The following is a 16,867-nucleotide window of genomic DNA, read 5'->3' as shown; positions in this document are numbered from 1 at the left end:
AACCTCTCCTTGAGCGCCCCACGCCCGTCCCGAAACGACACGGTCCCCGCAACCCCCAGAAAATCAGGGTGTTGCGGGGACCGTTAGAACCTGCCCAACCCGGGAGGCCTTCGTCGTCGCTGTCTCAACGAGTGCCCGGAGGGGGACTTGAAATCCGTCCGGGTGTACGCATGACCATGAGCAATGCCCGATGACTTGCGTACACCCGGTCGCCGACGGCTTTCACTGGGCTCGGGGTGGTTCATCGCTGTTCCCTACGGGAACAGCGCCCACAAGATCAGAGCCCGGACGGCACACACCCTGTCAAAGAACTCTGGACGCTTCAGGCTCCTCACCCCGGTGAAGCGGGACGCACGGCCCGCCACAGCGTCTTCCACGCGACCACCCGTTGCGGAACCTGTTCGACGAAAGTCTCGCGCGGGCACGCCGCCTCCGCGCATCGCAAGACGCGTCGGTGCCATACGACCTGGACCGAGCATCACCGCCGAGACGAACCTGCCCAAGCCCGGGTCGTAGTAGCGCGCCCCGATCGCCTCCAGCCCCGTAAGTTCTGCACGCCTATCCAAGCAACGACGACCGCGCGATCCGCGGCACCGGCTACCAAGTCGACGGATTCGGCAGCGCAACAGAAAGCGCGACCGAGATGATGCCCGCCAGCACAAGGCCGGCAATTGAGGACCCGATCATAAAATTAGGATCGCCTTCGAGATCAACGGATCTAGTCGGAGATCCGCTTGCCGCATGAAGCTTCCTCAACCGATAGTAAATTACCGCTGAAGAGGTGAGTGCGACAACCACTGGGGCAAGCACCACCCAATACTGCAGCGGCTCTAGATACCAAGGGAAGTCGAGAACTCGAACCGCGAAACCGACTACTAGCAGCCCCGACGCCCCAATCATCACCATCCCAAAGGCGGCAAGATCAAGCATTGTTCGGTATGCCTGTTCGGGATCGCGCGCTATCGAGGACCAAGCGAAGGGCGTCTCGCCATCTGCATGGGCGTGGCGCCAAGATGGGACAAGACGTTTAGCGATCAATCTGAGCGTCCATAGACTGATGAGCACTTCCATTCGAAATACGTTGATGAACCGCACCATTACTCCCTCAATGCCGAGGAGGATACCGTTTGGGTAGCCGTCATGTGCGCGGCCGCAAACGCCCCGTGCGGATGGAAGGCTACCTGGTCCACATACCGCCATGCTCGCCTCAGAGAAACCGAAGCGCGCTCGTAACGTCCAGAGGAAGCTGTCGCATCACGCACCCCCAAGTGTGGCCGGCCCGCAGCCTGCGCTGCTTTCCGAGTCGCCCATACGGGCTTACCCGCCGACATCGTCAATCTCGATCCGCGCGTCAACAGTCCTCCTGCTCCGAAAGTCGCGGCGGAAACCAGGTTCAATGCAGCACCCCCACTATCGCCCTGATAGTAGTCGACCGCGGCAAGACTAAGGGATATCCCTGCTCCCGAGATCCCGCAGATCTAGACAGATCGGTGTGAGTAGCGCCAACCCGGTAGCAGCAAGACCTGCATAGCTCTCGATCCTATCCCACGTCAACCATCCCGCGTTGGCATCTTCTTCAGCTTGCTGTCGCCCGCGTCGCTTCTCGTCGCCTCGCGCTTTGGCTGCGGCACGCTCGCCTCAGCCCTTGTATGTCCGGTCGACATTGACGTCGGCGCAAGTATTCTTCGGATTCGAGAAGAACCAGACCGCTCGGTCGGTGTAGTTGTGCCGGACCTTGACCGTCTTGCCCGTCCGTTCCTCACGGACCGTCTTGACGCACGGACTCGCCTTGGCGCATTGGTCGCCGACATCGATCTCGGCCTGCTGGACCCAGCCGCGCAGCGTCTCGGAATTGAACCCGAGCTGCTCACCGACCCGCGCCAACGCGCCCTTGCGGGTCACCGGGTCACCCCGCGGATCGACCGCCATCCGGATCGCCCACTCCCGAAGCTCGTCCGGGTACTTTCTCGGTGCTGCCATGACTCTCATCCTTCCCGGGGAATGAAAGCCTCCAACCGACCCGTCACGAGACAGAGGCTCTCGGCAAGCTCCCACTGGTCAGGGAGTGTTCCCGACGGGAACAGCGGACCGAGGCGCAGAGGACCTCGCACGGCTCGGTGGCTTCGCGGGGCCGAACCCGCTCGTCCGAGGCCATGCACAGGCTGGCCGACTAGGGCTCGGGCCGTGCGCACGCGAGCCCGGGTGGGTACTACTCGTACACCTCGCGTCTGTGGGCGACTCGCACGACGCGGACCAACACGACGTCGTCCTCGATCTCGTAGATGACGCGATGGTCGCCCACCCGGATGCGCCACGCGTCTCGGCCGACGAGCTTCTTGCATCCGCTCGGACGCGGATCGCCGGCAAGCTGGTCGATGGCGGCTGAGATGCGTCGGCGGACCTGCGCGTCAAGCTTGCCGAGCTCCTTCAGAGCACGCCGCTGGATCTCGAGGCGGTACGCGCCGGTCACAGGCCGAGCTCGGCCTTCGCCTGCTCCCACGGCACGTTCTCGCTGTCGTCCTCGGCCTTGGCCTTGGCCTTGGCCTCGTCGTACTGCAAGCGGTCGTTCAGATCCTCCAGGCGTTCGAGCAGCTCAAGATCCTCCATCCCGATAATGGCACCGGCCGGCTTCCCGTTCTTCGTCACGACGATGCGCTCATGCGCATACCGCGCGCGAGCCAGCAGCTCCGCCAGACCTTCGCGCAACTCTCGGGTCGAGACGCTTGCCGTGGCCGACTCGGGGGCCCACTCCGCCGGGCGTTCCATCGTGTCCATGCACATAATGTACCACTTAGACATGATGACTTTTGTGTACACCGCGTACTAGGTTTGGCCCCGCGAGCGGCAACACCTATTCCATGAGGCCGGCCGCAGTGAGCCAGTCGTCGAGTTGCGCGCCGGCGTCAGCGACGGTTTCGCCGCGGACTGCGAGGCCTGTGCCGACGGGCGAGTCCGGCAGGGCGTCGCGGTAGTCCGCGTCGATGCCGGACATGCCGGAGACGGCGTAGGTGACGAACGGCAGCACCACCTTCTGCCGCAGGTCGACGCCCTCGACGAAGGTGGACATGATCATCGGTGCACGCACGTTCCACACCGGGCTGCCGAGCAGTACCACGTCGTATCCTGCGGCGTCCGGGAGCGTGCCCGCGATCGCGGATCCCGCATCGTCGAGCTGCTCCTGCTGGTTGCGCTCGACCGTGGGGTCGTAGGCATGCGGGTACGGGTCATCCTCTCGGATCTCATAGAGGTCGCACTCGATCCGGTCGGCGATCACGCCGACGAGGACTGCGGTGTTCCCGACCTCGAGGTCTCTGCGTCCCCCGTAGTAGTAGTTCTCGCCAGCGCGGGAGAAGTACACCAGCAGCACGTTCGTGGGGGCCCGGGACGTCTCGGGGTTCGCTGCGGTGGGCGATCGAGTGTCGGGCCGGTCGTGCTCGGCGCCGGGTCGGGGGCCGCGGTGCACGCCGCGGCCAGGGCTGCGGCACCGGACAGGCCGGCTCTCAGCAGGGCCCTGCGGGTCGGTTCACGCGTCGTCGTCATGCCTTCAGGCTCGTGCTACCTGGCGCGATGTGGGAGTGGCGGCCGTGCCGGGTACCGGCAGGGCCTCCCAGTCAGCGGGCGCCGTACTCGGCGTCGGTGACGTGCTCCAGCCAGGTCGTGGTGTCGGCGGGGTCGTCGGCGCTCTCGAGCATCGCGAGGTGCTCCATGAAAGCGTCCGGGGCGGCGCCGTGCCAGTAGTTCGCGGGCAACCTGTGCGGACACAGGGTGCGGACACGGGTAGATGCCAGTGACACGAACAGGGCCACCGACCGGCATATGCCCTGGTCGGTGGCCCTGTTCGTCGCTGTCTCAACGAGTGACCGGAGGGGGACTTGAAACCCGCACGGTTTCATGCGTGACCAGTAGCGATGCCCGCTGACCAGCGCACAACCGAGCGCCAATGGCTCTCACCGGGCGCTGGGTGGCCATCCCGTGTTCCCGACGGGAGCGTCGAAACCGACTCAGGGGCGCCCACGATGGCCGCGTCGGTGTACGGATCACGGCACACTCGCGGGACCCGTCGACAATCTGGTACCACTATTGATACCATGGTCTCGTGACGAAGCACGACAAACGGTTGACCCAGATGCGGTACAGCCCGACCAACGTCAGCTTCGACGACCTCGCCAGCGTATGCGAGCACTACTTCGGAGAGCCGAGACAGAGCGGCTCGTCCCACCACGTCTACAAGACACCTGGCCGGGCGACCCCCGGGTCAACATTCAGAACAGCAAGGGCCAGGCCAAGGCGCACCAGGTCCGACAGGTCCTCGAGGCGATCAACAAGCTCGAAGACATGAACTCCACGGAGGAGGAACAGTGAGCGTCGCAGAGCACTACACCTACCGCGTCGCGTGGTCGCCAGAGGACCAGGAGTACGTCGGCACCGTGCTCGAGCTGCCCTCGCTCTCCTGGCTCGAGCCAGAATCGGGCTCAGCCTTCTCCGGCATCCAGCAGCTGGCGCGCGACGTCGTCGCCGACCTTGAAGAGTCGGGCGAGCCCGTCCCCCAGCCGCTGTCCGAGCGCCACTACTCCGGCGAGTTCCGCGTGCGGATCCCACCGCGGACCCACCGCCGCCTGGTCGAGCAGGCAGCCGAGGAGAACATCTCACTCAACCGACTCGTCTCCGACCGTCTCGCCTCAGCCTGAGACACGACAGAGCCCCCGGCCCCGAGACCCCACCTCGGGCCCAAGGCTTCGCGCTGTCTGGGATCGAGCTCGCGCACGGCGGCATCCCTACCGGCCACCCGTGGGCAAGCCAGGTCAGCTGACACCCATCCGTGCAGCAGTCCCTAGGAGTGACGGCCGAGGCCCGCGTGAAGACCGATGAAGTCGCGTGTCGCAATGACAGAAACGGACCTCTGGGGGCACGCTCGGCCAGATGATGGAGCCATCGCCTCAGGCCTCAGCCTCGGAACTGCCAACCTGGATCGAGTACGGCGAGCCGATCGCCGTGATCGTGGCCGCGGTGGCGACCGTAGCGGCGGCCGTGTACGCGTACTTTCAGTACCGCGCGGCCCGCCAAACACGCCGAGACGCGCTGGATGCACAGAAGGATGCCGCCAGAGCCCATGAGGCGACCGAGAAGGCGCGGAAGCAAGCCACGTGGCCCTACGTGGTCGCTAGTCCCGTCCCCGAACTCACTGACGAACAGCACCTTGCGCTGTTGTTCAAGAACTACGGTCAGACGATGGCGCACGACGTCAGGTTTACCGTGGTCAGCGAGTGGGTGCTAGTCCCTCCGAGACGCAACGAGGTCCTCGCGGGGGCAGAGGCCAGAATGAGGTCCCTTTGCCGACCACACTGCTGGCTCCTGGACAGTCGTTTGTCGAAACGGTCCTCCTCACGGGAGGACACGAAACTGGCACACTCAGGTCGCTCGTCGTTCGCGTCGAGTACAAGCGGTCGGACGGCGACGCCCACATCCATGAGTACGAGATGACCTTCGGCGAAGCGGACATCAGCGGACTTCAGCGGCCGATCGTCGACGCGCTCACAGGCATCGAGAAGACGCTCAGTTCGTGGACCGCGTCGGGGCCACGATCCCTGCGGGTCACGCCGACGCCCGACCCCATGGACGAACTGCGCCGCCGGCTGTCCGAGTAGCCCGACGGGTGGCAGCGGACCCTCGGAAGCGTGAGAAGCTCGCCCGGGGTGCGGCGGAGACCCGAAACCGACGCTTCGAACATGGTCGGAGCGGCGTCGTGACGGTAGTAGGAGTCCTCGATAGTGCGTCCCGATCGTCACCCGCAAGGGTGTCCACCAGAGCAGGAGCTTCGGGTATGCCAGGCGGGGACACCGGTCCGCGGTAGACGCCCAAAGCGGTCATATGCCCGTCGTCGAGCTGGTTCTGTTCGATGCGACGGATCAGGTGCGGGCGTCTGCGCCAGACATCCGCACCGGGGCGCTTGTCCCCCTCCGATCACGGCTCCCACCTGGGAGGACGCCGCCGCCTAGGGCACCTGGGAACACCCGTGGGAGCACGGAGCCCATCCCGTGGGAATATTCATGGGAACATCTCGAACAGAGGAAGCACCCGGATACGACAGAAGGCCTCCCGGTTGTGGACCCGGGAGGCCTTCGTCGTCGCTGTCTCAACGAGTGTCCGGAGGGGGACTTGAACCCCCACGCCCGATAAAGGGCACTAGCACCTCAAGCTAGCGCGTCTGCCATTCCGCCACCCGGACAGGTGGACCTCTGCGGGCTGCACGGCCCGTTTCGGTGCGGTGAAAAACATAGCACGGCAGGTGCCCCGACCTGCAAACCGGGCCGCCGTGGCGCAGGTCACGTGGCAGCCTGCGCCCCGGTCGACGGCGGCCTCCGGACGTCGTTGACGTCCCGGCGCCGCAGCGGTCGAACAGCGTCGGCGGGTCCGTGTAGCGTTCCTCCGGACCCGGACCAAACGGTCATGGGGAGCAGACCGGACGAAGGAGCACGCACACCATGATGGGTGGGCACCACGCCGCCTCGGGCGCGGCCGCCTGGGTGGCCGTCACCGCGTCGACGCCGATCGCGTTCGGCTGGTACCCGGTCTCGGACGTCGGGGTCATGACCGGCGCGCTCGTGTGCGCGGGCGCTGCTCTGCTGCCGGACGCCGACCACCACAACGGCACCATCTCGCACTCCCTGCCGCCGGTCTCGGAGGGCGTCACCAAGCTGGTGTCCACCGTTGCGGGCGGGCACCGCAACGCGACGCACTCGATCGTCGGCGTCGCCGTCTTCACGGCGATCGCCTGGGCGATGGGCCAGGTCACCGTGCGGACCGAGCAGTTCGGCGAAGTGCTCGTCGGGCCGGGAATCATGGCCGTGCTGCTCATCGCCTTCGCCGTGCGAGCGCTCAAGCTCACCGGTCAGCGCCGCTGGTGGACCTGGAGCCTGTCCGTCTCCCTGGCGGCGTTCGTGGCCGTCTTCGCCCCCGAGGAGTGGTACTGGATGCCGTTCTGCGTCGGGCTCGGCTGCGCGGTGCACATCCTCGGCGACCTGCTCACGACGCGCGGCGTCCCGCTGCTCTGGCCCGTACGGATCAAGTCACCACGCTGGGTCCGGCGGCACCGGTGGCTGCCGTTCGACGACATGTGGAGCCCTCGGGGCAACATCTCGGTCCCGCTGCTCGGCGACGCAGGCTCCTGGCGCGAGTGGGCGCTCATGACACCCGTCAGCGCCTACGCGGTGCTCGGCGTCGCCTGGGCGATGCTGGACCAGATGGGGTTCGACACGGCGTCGGCCTGGAGCTCGGCGACCGAGCTCGTGGCGTCGGCCGGGGAGTCGCTGCTGCCCTCCTGAGCCGGCGCACCTCGTGAGCCGGCTCGCCTCACGCCGTCAGGCCATGGCGGCGAGGAGCCGGAGGTCCTTCTCCAGCCGGCGCAGCGGCTCGGTCGTGACGGTGCCGTGGCCGGGCACCAGCACCGCCGCCCGGGCCACGTACGGTGCGAGGCGGTCGAGACCGGCACGGTAGCTCGCGACGTCCGTCCGGCCGGTGATCTCGTCGAACGGCAGCGGCGGTTCGACGTCGCTCAGCATGTCGCCGGCGAGCAGCACGCCGGTGTCCGGCAGCCACAGCGCCGCGTGCCCCGGGGCGTGCCCGTCGTGCTCGACGACCCGCACCACCGGCAGCCGACCACCGAGGTCCGGCAGCGTCGTCGGCCGGCCGCCGAACGCCTCGACCCGCCCCCAGCAGGTCGAGCACCTCGGGCGGGTGCGCCATTCCGCCGTAGCGCCGCGCGTCCTGGCGGGCCTCGGCGATCAGCCGCTCACGCTCTCCCAGCGCCGTGCGCGCCGTCGTCGGTGTCGCCCACCTTCGCGCCCCGTCGAGGCCCGGGGGCCACAGCAGGTGGTCGTGGTGGGCGTGCGTCGCGAAGCCCGCCACGACCCGCGCCCCGAGGGCCGAGACCTCCTCGGCGATGGCGGCCAGCTCGTCCGGTTCCCAGGCCGGGTCGACCAGGAGCGCGGCCCGGCCCTCGACCGACCGGCGCCCGAGGACAAGCGTCGAGGTGGTGGCCAGGCGCCGGCTGGTGCGCACCAGGACGTCCTCGGCGACCGGCACGAATCCCATCCGCTCACCGTAGCGGCGGATATTCGCTGGACGGGCGGCACCGGGTGCTGGCAACCTCCCGGTGAACGGCGCAGCGGGTGCGCCCGGACGGACGGAGGGCAGAGGCCATGGACGTCGTCGTCACGCACGCCCTGCCGCAGAACTCGGCCCGGGCGCTCACCACCCCCTGCTGAGGAGCCGCCGTCGGCGCTCCTCCCTCCCCGAGGAGCTTTTCCGTGCACCAGCACACCCCTGAGACTTTCCCGACCCCGTACTCCGTGGTCGAACCGGGCCCGGACCAACGGTGGTCCACCTGGACCTCCGTCACCAAGGGCCAGCGCGGGCCGGAGCCCCGGCCCGACTGGGTCGTCGTGGCCGACGCCGCGCTCGACACCGAGCTCGGCGTCCTCAAGACGGGCAAGGAGGCCGACGTCCACCTCGTCGAGCGCGCCGTGCCGGGAGATCCGGAGCAGTCCGCCCTGCTCGCCGCCAAGCGGTACCGCCGGCGCGAGAACCGGCAGTTCCACCGGGACGCCGCCTACACCGAGGGACGGCGGTCGCGGCGCACCCGGGACCAGCGGGCGGTGGAGGACCGTCGGTCGGCGTGGGGCCGGACGGTCGCGGCCACGCAGTGGGCCGACGCCGAGTTCTCGGCGCTCTGCCAGCTCTGGGACGCCGGCGCCCCGGTGCCCTACCCCGTGCAGGTCGACGGCACCGAGCTGCTCATGGAGTTCGTGGGCGGACGCGCGGACGACGGCAGCTACGAGGCGGCGCCCCGCCTCGCCCGCGAGCGTCCGGGCCCGGAGGCTCTCGCCGACTGGTTCGACCAGCTGCGCCGTGCCATGGGGGTGCTCGCCCGGCTCGGCTGGGCGCACGGGGACCTGTCGCCGTACAACATCCTCGTCGACCCGTCGGACGGCGGGCGGCTGGTGATCATCGACCTGCCCCAGGTCGTGGACGTGGTCGCGAACCCGTTCGGCGCCGATCTGCTGCACCGTGACTGCCGCAACGTCTGCGACTGGTTCGCCGCCCGTGGGCTGCCGGTGGACACCGACGAGCTGTTCGCCGACGTGCTCGCCCAGGCGTGGTGAGGCGACACCGCGAGACCGGCGGCCGACCTGGCCCGGGCACCGGGTGCCCGGGCCAGCCCGGCTCCCGGACTACCGCAGCGGCGTGAAGTCGCGGTTGCCGATGTGCGTCGGGCGCGGTGCCGGCGCGGCGTACGGCTCGGTCAGCGCGTTCTCGACGCTGTTGAACACCAGGAAGATGTTCGAGCGCGGGAACGGCGTGATGTTGTTGCCGGACCCGTGCATGATGTTGCAGTCGAACCACAGCGCCGAGCCGGCCGGACCGGTGAACTGGTCCACCCCGTGCTTCCACGCCAGCTCGGTGATGGCCTCCTCGCTGGGCACGCCGATCTTCTGCTCCTTGAGCGAGTCCTGGTGGTAGTTCTCCGGGGTCTGCCCGACGCACGGCACGTAGCTGCGGTGCGAGCCCGGCATCACCATCAGGCCGCCGTTGTAGGGGTAGTTCGGGGTGAGCGCGATCGAGCAGCTCACCGCCCGCGGGGCGGGCATCCCGTCCTCGGCGTGCCACGTCTCGAAGTCCGAGTGCCAGTAGAACCCGGTGCCCTTGTAGCCCGGCATGTAGTTGACCCGGGTCTGGTGCAGGTACACGTCCGAGCCCAGCAGCTGGCGTGCACGGTCCAGCAGGCGGGGGTCGCGGCTCAGCGCGTCGATCTGCTCGCTGAGCTGCGTCACCTCGAAGATCGAGCGCACCTCCCCCGACGACTTCTCGCGGACGACCCGGTGGTCGCCCTGCAGGGACGTGTCGGCGGCGAGGCGCTCGAGCTCGGCGCTGTACTGCGTGACCTCACCGGGGGTGATGAAGTCCTGCAGGATGGAGAACCCGCGCTCGGAGTGCGCCTCCAGCGCGGCGGCGTCGAACCGGCCGTCGTCGGCCGTCCCCCACACGGTGGGGTGCTGACGCTCGATGACCTCGCCCGGCTCGGCGAGCCTGCTCGGGTAGAGGTCCGTCGTGGTGTCGATCATGGCGGTCATGGGTCATCCCTTCTCCCGGATCGTCCCGGGATCGCGGCGTCTCATGCTCGCGTGCGCTCGGGCTCGTCGGTCGCGAGGACCCGAGCACGCGCACCCTCCAGTCAGTACGTGAACGGGCCGGTGATGTCAAAGCCCGACGCGCCCCGTCCTGGTCATCCGCCCAGACCGACGCTGTTGTCCGGCGCGCCGTCCCCTGGTGGTAGGTCACCTCGCTCGACCGGGCTCGGCGACGGCGACGTCGTCGGTGGCCTCGAAGGCGACCCAGCTTCCCCCGAGGGCGAGGGCGGGGTCATCGGCGGCAGGATCGTGTCGAGCTCGCCCACGGTGGGCACGCGCACCGACTCCAGGGCCGCCCGCAGCACGTCGGGTTCGACGCCGTCGCTCGAGATCCGCACCACGGCTCCGTCGCGCTCGACGGCGTAGTCGTGCCAGGTCCCGGCCGTGCGGGAGAACGTCGCGCCGTCGGCGGAGCACTCGACCGTGCCCTGCGCCGTCGTGCCCGTGGTCGTCAGGACGGGCAGCTCGGGGCACGTCGCGGCGTCGATCGTTCCCGGCACGGCGGAGAGCATCACGACGTCGGTGGACTCCTCCGCGTCCTCGACGAGCACCGCGGCGTAGCCGTCGGCGCCGTACGCTCCACCTCCCCCGGGTGCCGGCACGAATCCGTCCACCATGAGCACGAGCCCCGGCGGCACCCCGTAGTACTCGGCACGCTCGGCCAGCGTGGCAGGGTCGGCGGGTTCGTCCGTGTCGGCGTCGGCGTTCCCGAGCATCTCGGCACAGCCCGCCGTCAGGGCGACCGCCCCCAGCACCGCGCCCCATCGCACCATCTGTCTCATGGTGCGCATCGTGCCAGGTCGACCCGGGCGGGTCAGCGGAAGTCGCGTGACCGTGTCGTCACCGGCAGGCGCAGCGGGGCGAGGTGCTCGGCGAGCAGGTTGACCGCGCCGTCGGACCGCTCCACCTGCCCGCGCACCACCATGGCCGGCGCTCCGCGCGCCACGGTCCGGAACCGCCGCCACAGCCCCGGGGTGCAGATGACGTTGAGCAGCCCGGTCTCGTCCTCCAGGGACAGGAACGTCACGCCGCCCGCGGTGCCGGGCCGCTGCCGGTGCGTGACCACTCCGCCGACGGCGACGCGTCGCCCCGGCTCGGTCGCCATCGCCGCGGCCACCGTGAGCACGCCCTGACGATCCAACCCGGCACGCACGTGCTCCAGCGGCGACGTGGTGTCCGGCGTGATGCCGGTCGCCCAGGTGTCGGCGACGTCGATCTCGAGACGGTCCATGCCCGGCAGCGCCGGGGCCGCCACCCCGACGCTGACGCCGTCCAGGGTGTCCGGCCCCTCCTGGCCGAGAGCGCCCGCGGCCCACAGCCCCTCGCGTCGGGTCACCCCGAGCGAGGCCAGGGCTCCGGCCGTGGCCAGCGCCTCCAGGCGCGCGGTGGACAGCTCGACACGCCGGACCAGGTCGCGCAGGTCGCCGAACGGCCCACGGGCGTCCCGCTCGGCGACCATCCGCTCGGCGACGTCGGTGCCCAGCCCGCGCACGGCCGCCAGGCCGAGCCGGACGGCGAGCGTCGCGTCGACGTCGAGCGGCACACCCGAACCGTCGGCGCTGCGCTCCCCACCCGCCTCGACGCTCTCGACGCCCGCGAGCGCTATCGAGGCGTTGACGTCCGGGCGCAGCACCTGCACCCCGTGGCGACGGGCGTCGGCCACCAGGGAGGCCGGTGAGTAGAACCCCATCGGCTGCGCGGCGAGCAGCCCCGCGAAGAACGCCTCGGGGTGGTGCACCTTGAGCCAGGAGCTGGCGTAGACCAGGAACGCGAACGAGTAGGCGTGCGACTCGGGGAAACCGAAGTCGGCGAACGCCTTGAGCTTGTCGTAGATCTCCTCGCGCACCTCGAGCGGCACACCGCGCTCGGCCATCCCGGCGAACAGCCGGCCGCGCAGCGCCTCCATGCGCTCCACCGACCGCTTGGAACCCATCGCCCGCCGCAGCTGGTCGGACTCGGCCGGGGAGAACCCCGCGACGTCGATCGCCATCTGCATGAGCTGCTCCTGGAACAGCGGCACCCCCAGGGTCCGCTGGAGGGACGGCTCCAGCAGCGGGTGCAGGTAGGTCACCTCCTGGCGGCCCCGGGACCGTTCGATGTACGGGTGCACGGAGTTGCCCTGGATGGGGCCGGGCCGGATGAGGGCGACCTCGACGACGATGTCGTAGAACTCCCGGGGCTGCAGCCGCGGCAGGGTGGCCATCTGGGCGCGGGACTCGACCTGGAACACCCCGACGGTGTCCGCCGCGCAGAGCAGGTCGTAGACCCTCGGGTCGTCCTCCGGCAGGGTGTGCAGCTCCAGGCGCCGGCCCGTGTGCCGCTCGACCGTCTCGAAGGCGTACCGGATCGCCGTGAGCATGCCGAGGCCCAGCAGGTCGAACTTCACCAGGCCCGCGTCCGCGCAGTCCTCCTTGTCCCACTGCAGGACCGTGCGGCCTTCCATCCGCGCCCACTCGACCGGGCACACCTCGATGACGGGCCGGTCGCACATCACCATGCCCCCGGAGTGGATGCCCAGGTGCCGGGGAAGACGCAGGAACCGGTCGGCCAGGTCCAGCACCGGCTCGGGGATGTGCCCCTCCTGCGCGGCCGACGGCGGAGCGTGCGCCGGTACGACGTCGTGCGCGTCGTCGGCCCGCCTCACGTCCTCTGCCAGGGTGTCCACGAACCGGGCGGCGCCCGCACCTCCCCACTGGGCTGCCACCCGGGCCTTCTCCTCGTCCCGCCGGGTGACCGGCGCACCGGTCGCCGCCCGGGCGTCGCGGGCCTTCGCGTCCGCCGCCGGGCTGGTCGGGTCGGGGCCGCGCAGCGACCCCCAGCGTTCGATGGACTTGGACCAGGCGTCCTGCTGCCCGACGTCGTACCCGAGCGCCCGGGCGGCGTCGCGCACCGCCGAGCGCGGCCGGTAGGAGATGACGTTGGCGACCTGGGCGGCGTGCGTGCGCCCGAACCGGGCGTAGACGTGCTGGATGACCTCCTCGCGACGCCCCGACTCGATGTCGATGTCGATGTCCGGCGGCCCGTCGCGCTCGGGGGCGAGGAACCGCTCGAACAGCAGGCCGTGGTGCACGGCGTCGACGGCGGTGATCCCCAGGGCGTAGCAGACCGCGGAGTTGGCGGCGCTCCCCCGCCCCTGGCACAGGATCCCCTCGCGCCGGCAGAACTCCACCAGGTCGTAGACGACGAGGAAGTACCCGGGGAAGCCCAGGTCGGTGATGACCCGCATCTCGTGGTCGATCTGCGCCCACGCCTTCGGTTCCCGTCCGGTGCTGCCCGGCCCGGGCCGCGGGCCGTACCTCTCCGTGGCCCCGCGGTGCACCAGCTCGCGCAGCCAGCTGGCCTCGTCGTGGCCGGCCGGCACCGGGTACGGCGGCAGGTTCGGCGCCACCAGGTGCAGGTCGAACGCGCACTCGGCGGCCAGGGCGGCCGCCGTCGGGACGGCGCGGGCGTGCCGGTGGTGCAGCCGCGCCATCTCGGCGCCCGAGCGCAGGTGCGCCGTCGGGGCGCCGGGCAGCCAGCCGTCCTGGTCGTCGAGGGAGGAGCGGGCCCGCACGGCCGCGAGCGCCCCCGCCAGGTCGGCGTCGCGCGGGCGGGCGTAGTGGGCCGCGGTGGTGGCGACCAGCGGCAGCCCGGCGTCTGCGGCGAGCGCGGCCAACGCGTCGTGCCGGTCGGCGTCGCGCGGGTCGCCGGTGGCGGTGATCTCCACGGCGACGTTGTCGTGGCCGAAGACGTCGGTGAGCCGGTCGAGCTCGCGGCGCGCGGCGCGCAGCGGGTCGGATCCCGTCACGGCGCCGGCGTCGACAACCCCGTCCAGAGCACGCCGTACGGCACCCTTGCGGCAGCCGGTGAGCACCAGCCACTGCCCGTCGGCCTGCGCACCGAGCCGGTCGAGGTCGTAGCGGGCCCTGCCCTTGACGCCGGCCTCGAGATGGGCCGTCGCGATCGCCCGGGAGAGGTTCCGGTAGCCGTCCGCACCACGCGCCAGCACCAGCAGGTGGGTGGCGCGCGGGTCCGGCACACCGGTGGGGTCGTCGAGCACGGGCGCCCCGCCGGGAACGGGAGCGGGCAGGTGCAGCTCGGCGCCGAACACGGTGGGCAGCCCGACGGCCCGGGCCGCCTCGGCGAAGCGCACGACGCCGTACAACCCGTCGTGGTCGGTCAGGGCGAGGGCCTCCAGCCCGAGCCGGTCCGCCTCGGCGACGAGCTCGGCCGGGTGGCTGGCACCGTCGAGGAAGCTGAAGGCGGAATGGGCGTGCAGCTCGGCGTACTCAGTCATAGAGCGCCTCCACCTGCCACGCCCCACCGACCTGGGCCAGCAGCAGCCCGCGCCCGTCGTCGAGCAGCACCTGCAGGTGCACCCGCCGGGTGCCGCCGTCCGGCGCCCACCAGCGTTCGGCGAGCGGCCACGGGCCGGCCCAGCCGACGACGTCGTGCTCGCCGTCGTCCCAACGCACCCGGGCGGGGTCGCCGTGGCGGGCGAGCCGGGCGTCGACGACGACGTCGCCACCGACGGCGTCGAGCAGGCGGGCGGCGGCAGGTTCGGGCAGCAGGGTGGCGGGGGCCGGGCTGGGCAGCGCGCCCGGCCACGGCCGGTCCGCTGGCCGGTCGACCGCGGTGTCCTCGCCGTAGGGCACGAGCCGGACGCGGGTGCGCGGGTCACGCCCGCCGGCGCGCCGGACGGTGAGCACGGCGTCGCCGCCGAGCAGCCCCTGCACACGGTCCAGGGCCTGGCGGGCGCGGGCGTCCTGCCCGGCGTCCGCGCCCCACAGGCTGGGCTGGTGCGTGCCGGCGGGGGCGACGTCCTCCGCGGCGAGCGCGAGGTGCACCAGCGGCGCGACCTCGGGCGATCCCTCGACCCCGGTACGTCGGCGCGCGCCGTCGGTCAGCCAGCCCTCGAGCTGCCAGCGCACCCGGTCGGTGATCCGCGCGGCGGGCAGTCCCCCGGCCGCGGTGTCGGTGCGCCAGAGCCGCTCCAGCTCGCCCTCGGTCGTGCGCGCGGTGATGCGCAGGCGACCGCAGGCCACCCCGTGGGCGACGAGCAGCGCGTGCAGCTCCTCGGCGAGCCGGCGGGCGGCGAACGCGGCGACGTCCACCCGGTCGGCGGGCGGGTCGAGCTCGGTGGCGACGGCCAGGTCGGCCTCGGGGCGACGTCGGGCAGGCGGGCGCTCGTCCTCGCCGCGGGCCAACCGGTGCGCCCAGGCACCGAGATCGCCGAACCGGGCGGTCACGCTCGCCGCGGGCAGGGCCGCCAGGTCCCCGAGCGTGTGCAGCCCGAGCCGCCACCACAGCCCGACGGCGTCCCGCACGGCGGCGACCACGCCCGGGTCGCACACGGCGTGCACGAGCTCGCCCACCGGGCGCCCGGCGAGGGCCGCCGGCGAGCCGCCGGGCGGCACGACGGCGTCGTCCCGGGCCGCGAGCACCGCGGCGAGCAGGCCGTCGGCCACCCCGACCTGGCACTCGTGGCCCGCCTCGGCCGCCGCGGCGACGAGCCGTTCGGCCAGCGCCCGCTCGGTGCCGTGGTAGCGCGCCGCACCCCCGGCCGGCAGGAGCAGCAGGCCGGGGCGGGCGACCTCGAGGCCTGCCACGACGGTCTCGGCAGCGACCGCCACGGGCTCGAAGGTCCGGGCGTCGCGTTCGTCGTCGGCCTCCAGCAGCACCAGGTCGGGGCAGGCCTCCTGCGCCTGGCGGCGGCGCATGCCGCGACGCACCCCGGCGCTGCGCGCGACGGCGGAGGTCGCCACGACGCTGCGTCCCGCCGTCGTCCCGCCCCGCGACGGCGCTCCGAGGACGGCGGCCGGCACGTGCGCGTCCAGCCCGGCCGCAGCCAGCGCCGCCACGACCGGCCAGTCCGGCACCCAGAGCACCGCGGTGCGGGTGCTCATGCGACCCTCAGATCTCGACCAGGGGCACCGCGCCGACCGGCCGGAGCGGCGAACGCCGACGGGACGTCGCCGCCGACCGGCACCTCCACGTCGATCTCCACGGGCCGGGCCGCGGCGCCCCGTCCGGTGCGTAGCACCGACAGGGTGCGCCGACGCAGCCACCCGGCGCCGGCGTCGGCGCCCGACCAGGCCCCGCCGCGGGCGTCGAGCACGACGTGCGCCCCAGGCCACCGCTCGGTGGTGACCAGGACGGCGTCGCGCTGGCGGGTGCGGGCGGCGAGGCGCCGGCGGTCGGCGTCGGCGAGCGCGGCCCGTGGCCCGACGACGAGCACGTCCATGCCGTCGAGCAGCGCGGCGAGCACGGCGGGGGCGTCCGGGCCGGGGTCGGGGACGACGGCCGTGCGCTCGAGCGAGATCCCGACGTCGGCGGCGGCGAGCATCCCGACGGCGGGTGCGCCGACGAAGGCCACCCAGGCGCCGCCGCGGGAGGCGGTGGCGAGCAGGGCGAGCAGCAGGCTGGTGGAGCCCTGCACGGTGAGGACCCCGCCGCTCGGCAGCCCGCCGGGCAGCAGCGGGGCGAGGGCGGGGTGCACCGGGCGGGCCGGGGTGGTCCGGCCGTCCGGGGCCGGCACCGGCACCGACGGCCGGTTCTCGTGCTGCGCGGGACGGACGCTCCCCTGCTCCGCGGCCCGCAGCGCGGCCAGCGCTCGCGAGCGACGGTCGCCGTGAGGGGTCGCGTGGCCCGTGCGGCTCGGGCTCGGCACGGGACGGACCTCGGGGACGACGCTCATGCGG

General features: G+C 71.5%; 15 protein-coding genes, 1 tRNA gene and 1 pseudogene. 4 read left to right on the top strand and 13 right to left on the bottom strand.

The annotated features are described in order from the left end of the window. Positions 1-597: 597 nt before the first annotated feature. From BCL65_RS17850 to BCL65_RS17145, 6 genes and pseudogenes are all read right to left on the bottom strand, one after another. The gene (locus tag BCL65_RS17850; protein ID WP_165800063.1) at positions 598-1,071 is read right to left on the bottom strand and encodes a hypothetical protein; all 474 of its coding nucleotides are present in this window, start codon (positions 1,069-1,071) and stop codon (positions 598-600) included. Between the two features lie 567 nt (positions 1,072-1,638). Beyond that, positions 1,639-1,980 carry a hypothetical protein gene (locus BCL65_RS17165; RefSeq protein ID WP_106269729.1) on the bottom strand — a complete coding sequence of 114 codons (342 nt, stop codon included), beginning with the start codon at positions 1,978-1,980 and terminating at the stop codon, positions 1,639-1,641. Between the two features lie 229 nt (positions 1,981-2,209). Further along, on the bottom strand, positions 2,210-2,470 hold the full coding sequence (locus BCL65_RS17160; protein WP_106269728.1) for a type II toxin-antitoxin system RelE family toxin: 261 nt from the start codon (positions 2,468-2,470) through the stop codon (positions 2,210-2,212). Beyond that, positions 2,467-2,775: a type II toxin-antitoxin system Phd/YefM family antitoxin gene (locus tag BCL65_RS17155; RefSeq protein ID WP_207767764.1), complete on the bottom strand. Its 309-nt coding sequence runs from the start codon at positions 2,773-2,775 to the stop codon at positions 2,467-2,469. The genes BCL65_RS17160 and BCL65_RS17155 overlap by 4 nt, the downstream gene beginning before the upstream one ends. Before the next feature lie 76 nt (positions 2,776-2,851). Beyond that, a complete protein-coding gene (locus BCL65_RS17150) occupies positions 2,852-3,367 on the bottom strand; it encodes a flavodoxin (protein ID WP_165800064.1) in 516 nt (171 codons plus the stop codon). 244 nt (positions 3,368-3,611) lie between these two features. After that, positions 3,612-3,737: pseudogene (locus tag BCL65_RS17145) on the bottom strand (cupin domain-containing protein); the annotation flags it as partial. A 621-nt stretch (positions 3,738-4,358) separates the two neighbouring features. On the opposite strand from BCL65_RS17145, the gene BCL65_RS17135 reads away from it, so the two are divergent. Both BCL65_RS17135 and BCL65_RS17130 read left to right on the top strand, forming a co-directional pair. Further along, positions 4,359-4,688 (top strand): type II toxin-antitoxin system HicB family antitoxin, encoded by a 330-nt coding sequence (locus BCL65_RS17135; protein WP_106269727.1) that lies wholly within the window; start codon positions 4,359-4,361, stop codon positions 4,686-4,688. 642 nt (positions 4,689-5,330) lie between these two features. Continuing rightward, the gene (locus BCL65_RS17130; protein ID WP_106269726.1) at positions 5,331-5,645 is read left to right on the top strand and encodes a hypothetical protein; all 315 of its coding nucleotides are present in this window, start codon (positions 5,331-5,333) and stop codon (positions 5,643-5,645) included. A 496-nt stretch (positions 5,646-6,141) separates the two neighbouring features. On the opposite strand, the gene BCL65_RS17125 is transcribed toward BCL65_RS17130, so the two are convergent. Then, positions 6,142-6,226, bottom strand: a tRNA-Leu gene (locus tag BCL65_RS17125). 256 nt (positions 6,227-6,482) lie between these two features. On the opposite strand from BCL65_RS17125, the gene BCL65_RS17120 reads away from it, so the two are divergent. Continuing rightward, a complete protein-coding gene (locus BCL65_RS17120) occupies positions 6,483-7,322 on the top strand; it encodes a metal-dependent hydrolase (RefSeq protein WP_106269725.1) in 840 nt (279 codons plus the stop codon). Positions 7,323-7,358: 36 nt separating this feature from the next. On the opposite strand, the gene BCL65_RS17115 is transcribed toward BCL65_RS17120, so the two are convergent. Next, positions 7,359-7,646: an MBL fold metallo-hydrolase gene (locus BCL65_RS17115; protein WP_106269724.1), complete on the bottom strand. Its 288-nt coding sequence runs from the start codon at positions 7,644-7,646 to the stop codon at positions 7,359-7,361. Between the two features lie 660 nt (positions 7,647-8,306). On the opposite strand from BCL65_RS17115, the gene BCL65_RS17110 reads away from it, so the two are divergent. Further along, positions 8,307-9,161 carry a serine protein kinase RIO gene (locus BCL65_RS17110; RefSeq protein ID WP_106269723.1) on the top strand — a complete coding sequence of 285 codons (855 nt, stop codon included), beginning with the start codon at positions 8,307-8,309 and terminating at the stop codon, positions 9,159-9,161. A gap of 69 nt (positions 9,162-9,230) precedes the next feature. On the opposite strand, the gene thpD is transcribed toward BCL65_RS17110, so the two are convergent. The 5 genes from thpD to BCL65_RS17085 form a co-directional block, all read right to left on the bottom strand. Next, positions 9,231-10,130 carry an ectoine hydroxylase gene (thpD, locus tag BCL65_RS17105; protein WP_165800065.1) on the bottom strand — a complete coding sequence of 300 codons (900 nt, stop codon included), beginning with the start codon at positions 10,128-10,130 and terminating at the stop codon, positions 9,231-9,233. Positions 10,131-10,282: 152 nt separating this feature from the next. Further along, the gene (locus BCL65_RS17100) at positions 10,283-10,969 is read right to left on the bottom strand and encodes a hypothetical protein (RefSeq protein WP_125206578.1); all 687 of its coding nucleotides are present in this window, start codon (positions 10,967-10,969) and stop codon (positions 10,283-10,285) included. A 32-nt stretch (positions 10,970-11,001) separates the two neighbouring features. Continuing rightward, positions 11,002-14,463, bottom strand: a complete 3,462-nt coding sequence (locus BCL65_RS17095; RefSeq protein WP_106269721.1) for an error-prone DNA polymerase — start codon at positions 14,461-14,463, stop codon at positions 11,002-11,004. After that, positions 14,456-16,072 (bottom strand): Y-family DNA polymerase, encoded by a 1,617-nt coding sequence (locus BCL65_RS17090; protein WP_106269720.1) that lies wholly within the window; start codon positions 16,070-16,072, stop codon positions 14,456-14,458. The genes BCL65_RS17095 and BCL65_RS17090 overlap by 8 nt, the downstream gene beginning before the upstream one ends. Beyond that, positions 16,069-16,863 (bottom strand): hypothetical protein, encoded by a 795-nt coding sequence (locus tag BCL65_RS17085; RefSeq protein WP_243401152.1) that lies wholly within the window; start codon positions 16,861-16,863, stop codon positions 16,069-16,071. The genes BCL65_RS17090 and BCL65_RS17085 overlap by 4 nt, the downstream gene beginning before the upstream one ends. Positions 16,864-16,867: the final 4 nt, after the last annotated feature.

This window comes from Isoptericola halotolerans (genome assembly GCF_003003075.1).
Taxonomy (GTDB): Bacteria; Actinomycetota; Actinomycetes; order Actinomycetales; family Cellulomonadaceae; genus Isoptericola; species Isoptericola halotolerans_A.
Note: the sequence above shows the minus strand (reverse complement) of the source record. Positions and strands in the feature narration are given on the sequence as shown.

Coding starts and splice junctions, on each gene's coding strand:
- BCL65_RS17120 (WP_106269725.1), top strand. CDS start 6,483: ATGATGGGTGGGCACCACGCCGCCTCGGGCGCGGCCGCCTGGGTGGCC.
- BCL65_RS17090 (WP_106269720.1), bottom strand. CDS start 16,072: ATGAGCACCCGCACCGCGGTGCTCTGGGTGCCGGACTGGCCGGTCGTG.
- BCL65_RS17155 (WP_207767764.1), bottom strand. CDS start 2,775: ATGGACACGATGGAACGCCCGGCGGAGTGGGCCCCCGAGTCGGCCACG.
- BCL65_RS17100 (WP_125206578.1), bottom strand. CDS start 10,969: ATGAGACAGATGGTGCGATGGGGCGCGGTGCTGGGGGCGGTCGCCCTG.
- BCL65_RS17095 (WP_106269721.1), bottom strand. CDS start 14,463: ATGACTGAGTACGCCGAGCTGCACGCCCATTCCGCCTTCAGCTTCCTC.
- BCL65_RS17850 (WP_165800063.1), bottom strand. CDS start 1,071: ATGGAAGTGCTCATCAGTCTATGGACGCTCAGATTGATCGCTAAACGT.
- BCL65_RS17085 (WP_243401152.1), bottom strand. CDS start 16,863: ATGAGCGTCGTCCCCGAGGTCCGTCCCGTGCCGAGCCCGAGCCGCACG.
- BCL65_RS17165 (WP_106269729.1), bottom strand. CDS start 1,980: ATGGCAGCACCGAGAAAGTACCCGGACGAGCTTCGGGAGTGGGCGATC.
- thpD (WP_165800065.1), bottom strand. CDS start 10,130: ATGACCGCCATGATCGACACCACGACGGACCTCTACCCGAGCAGGCTC.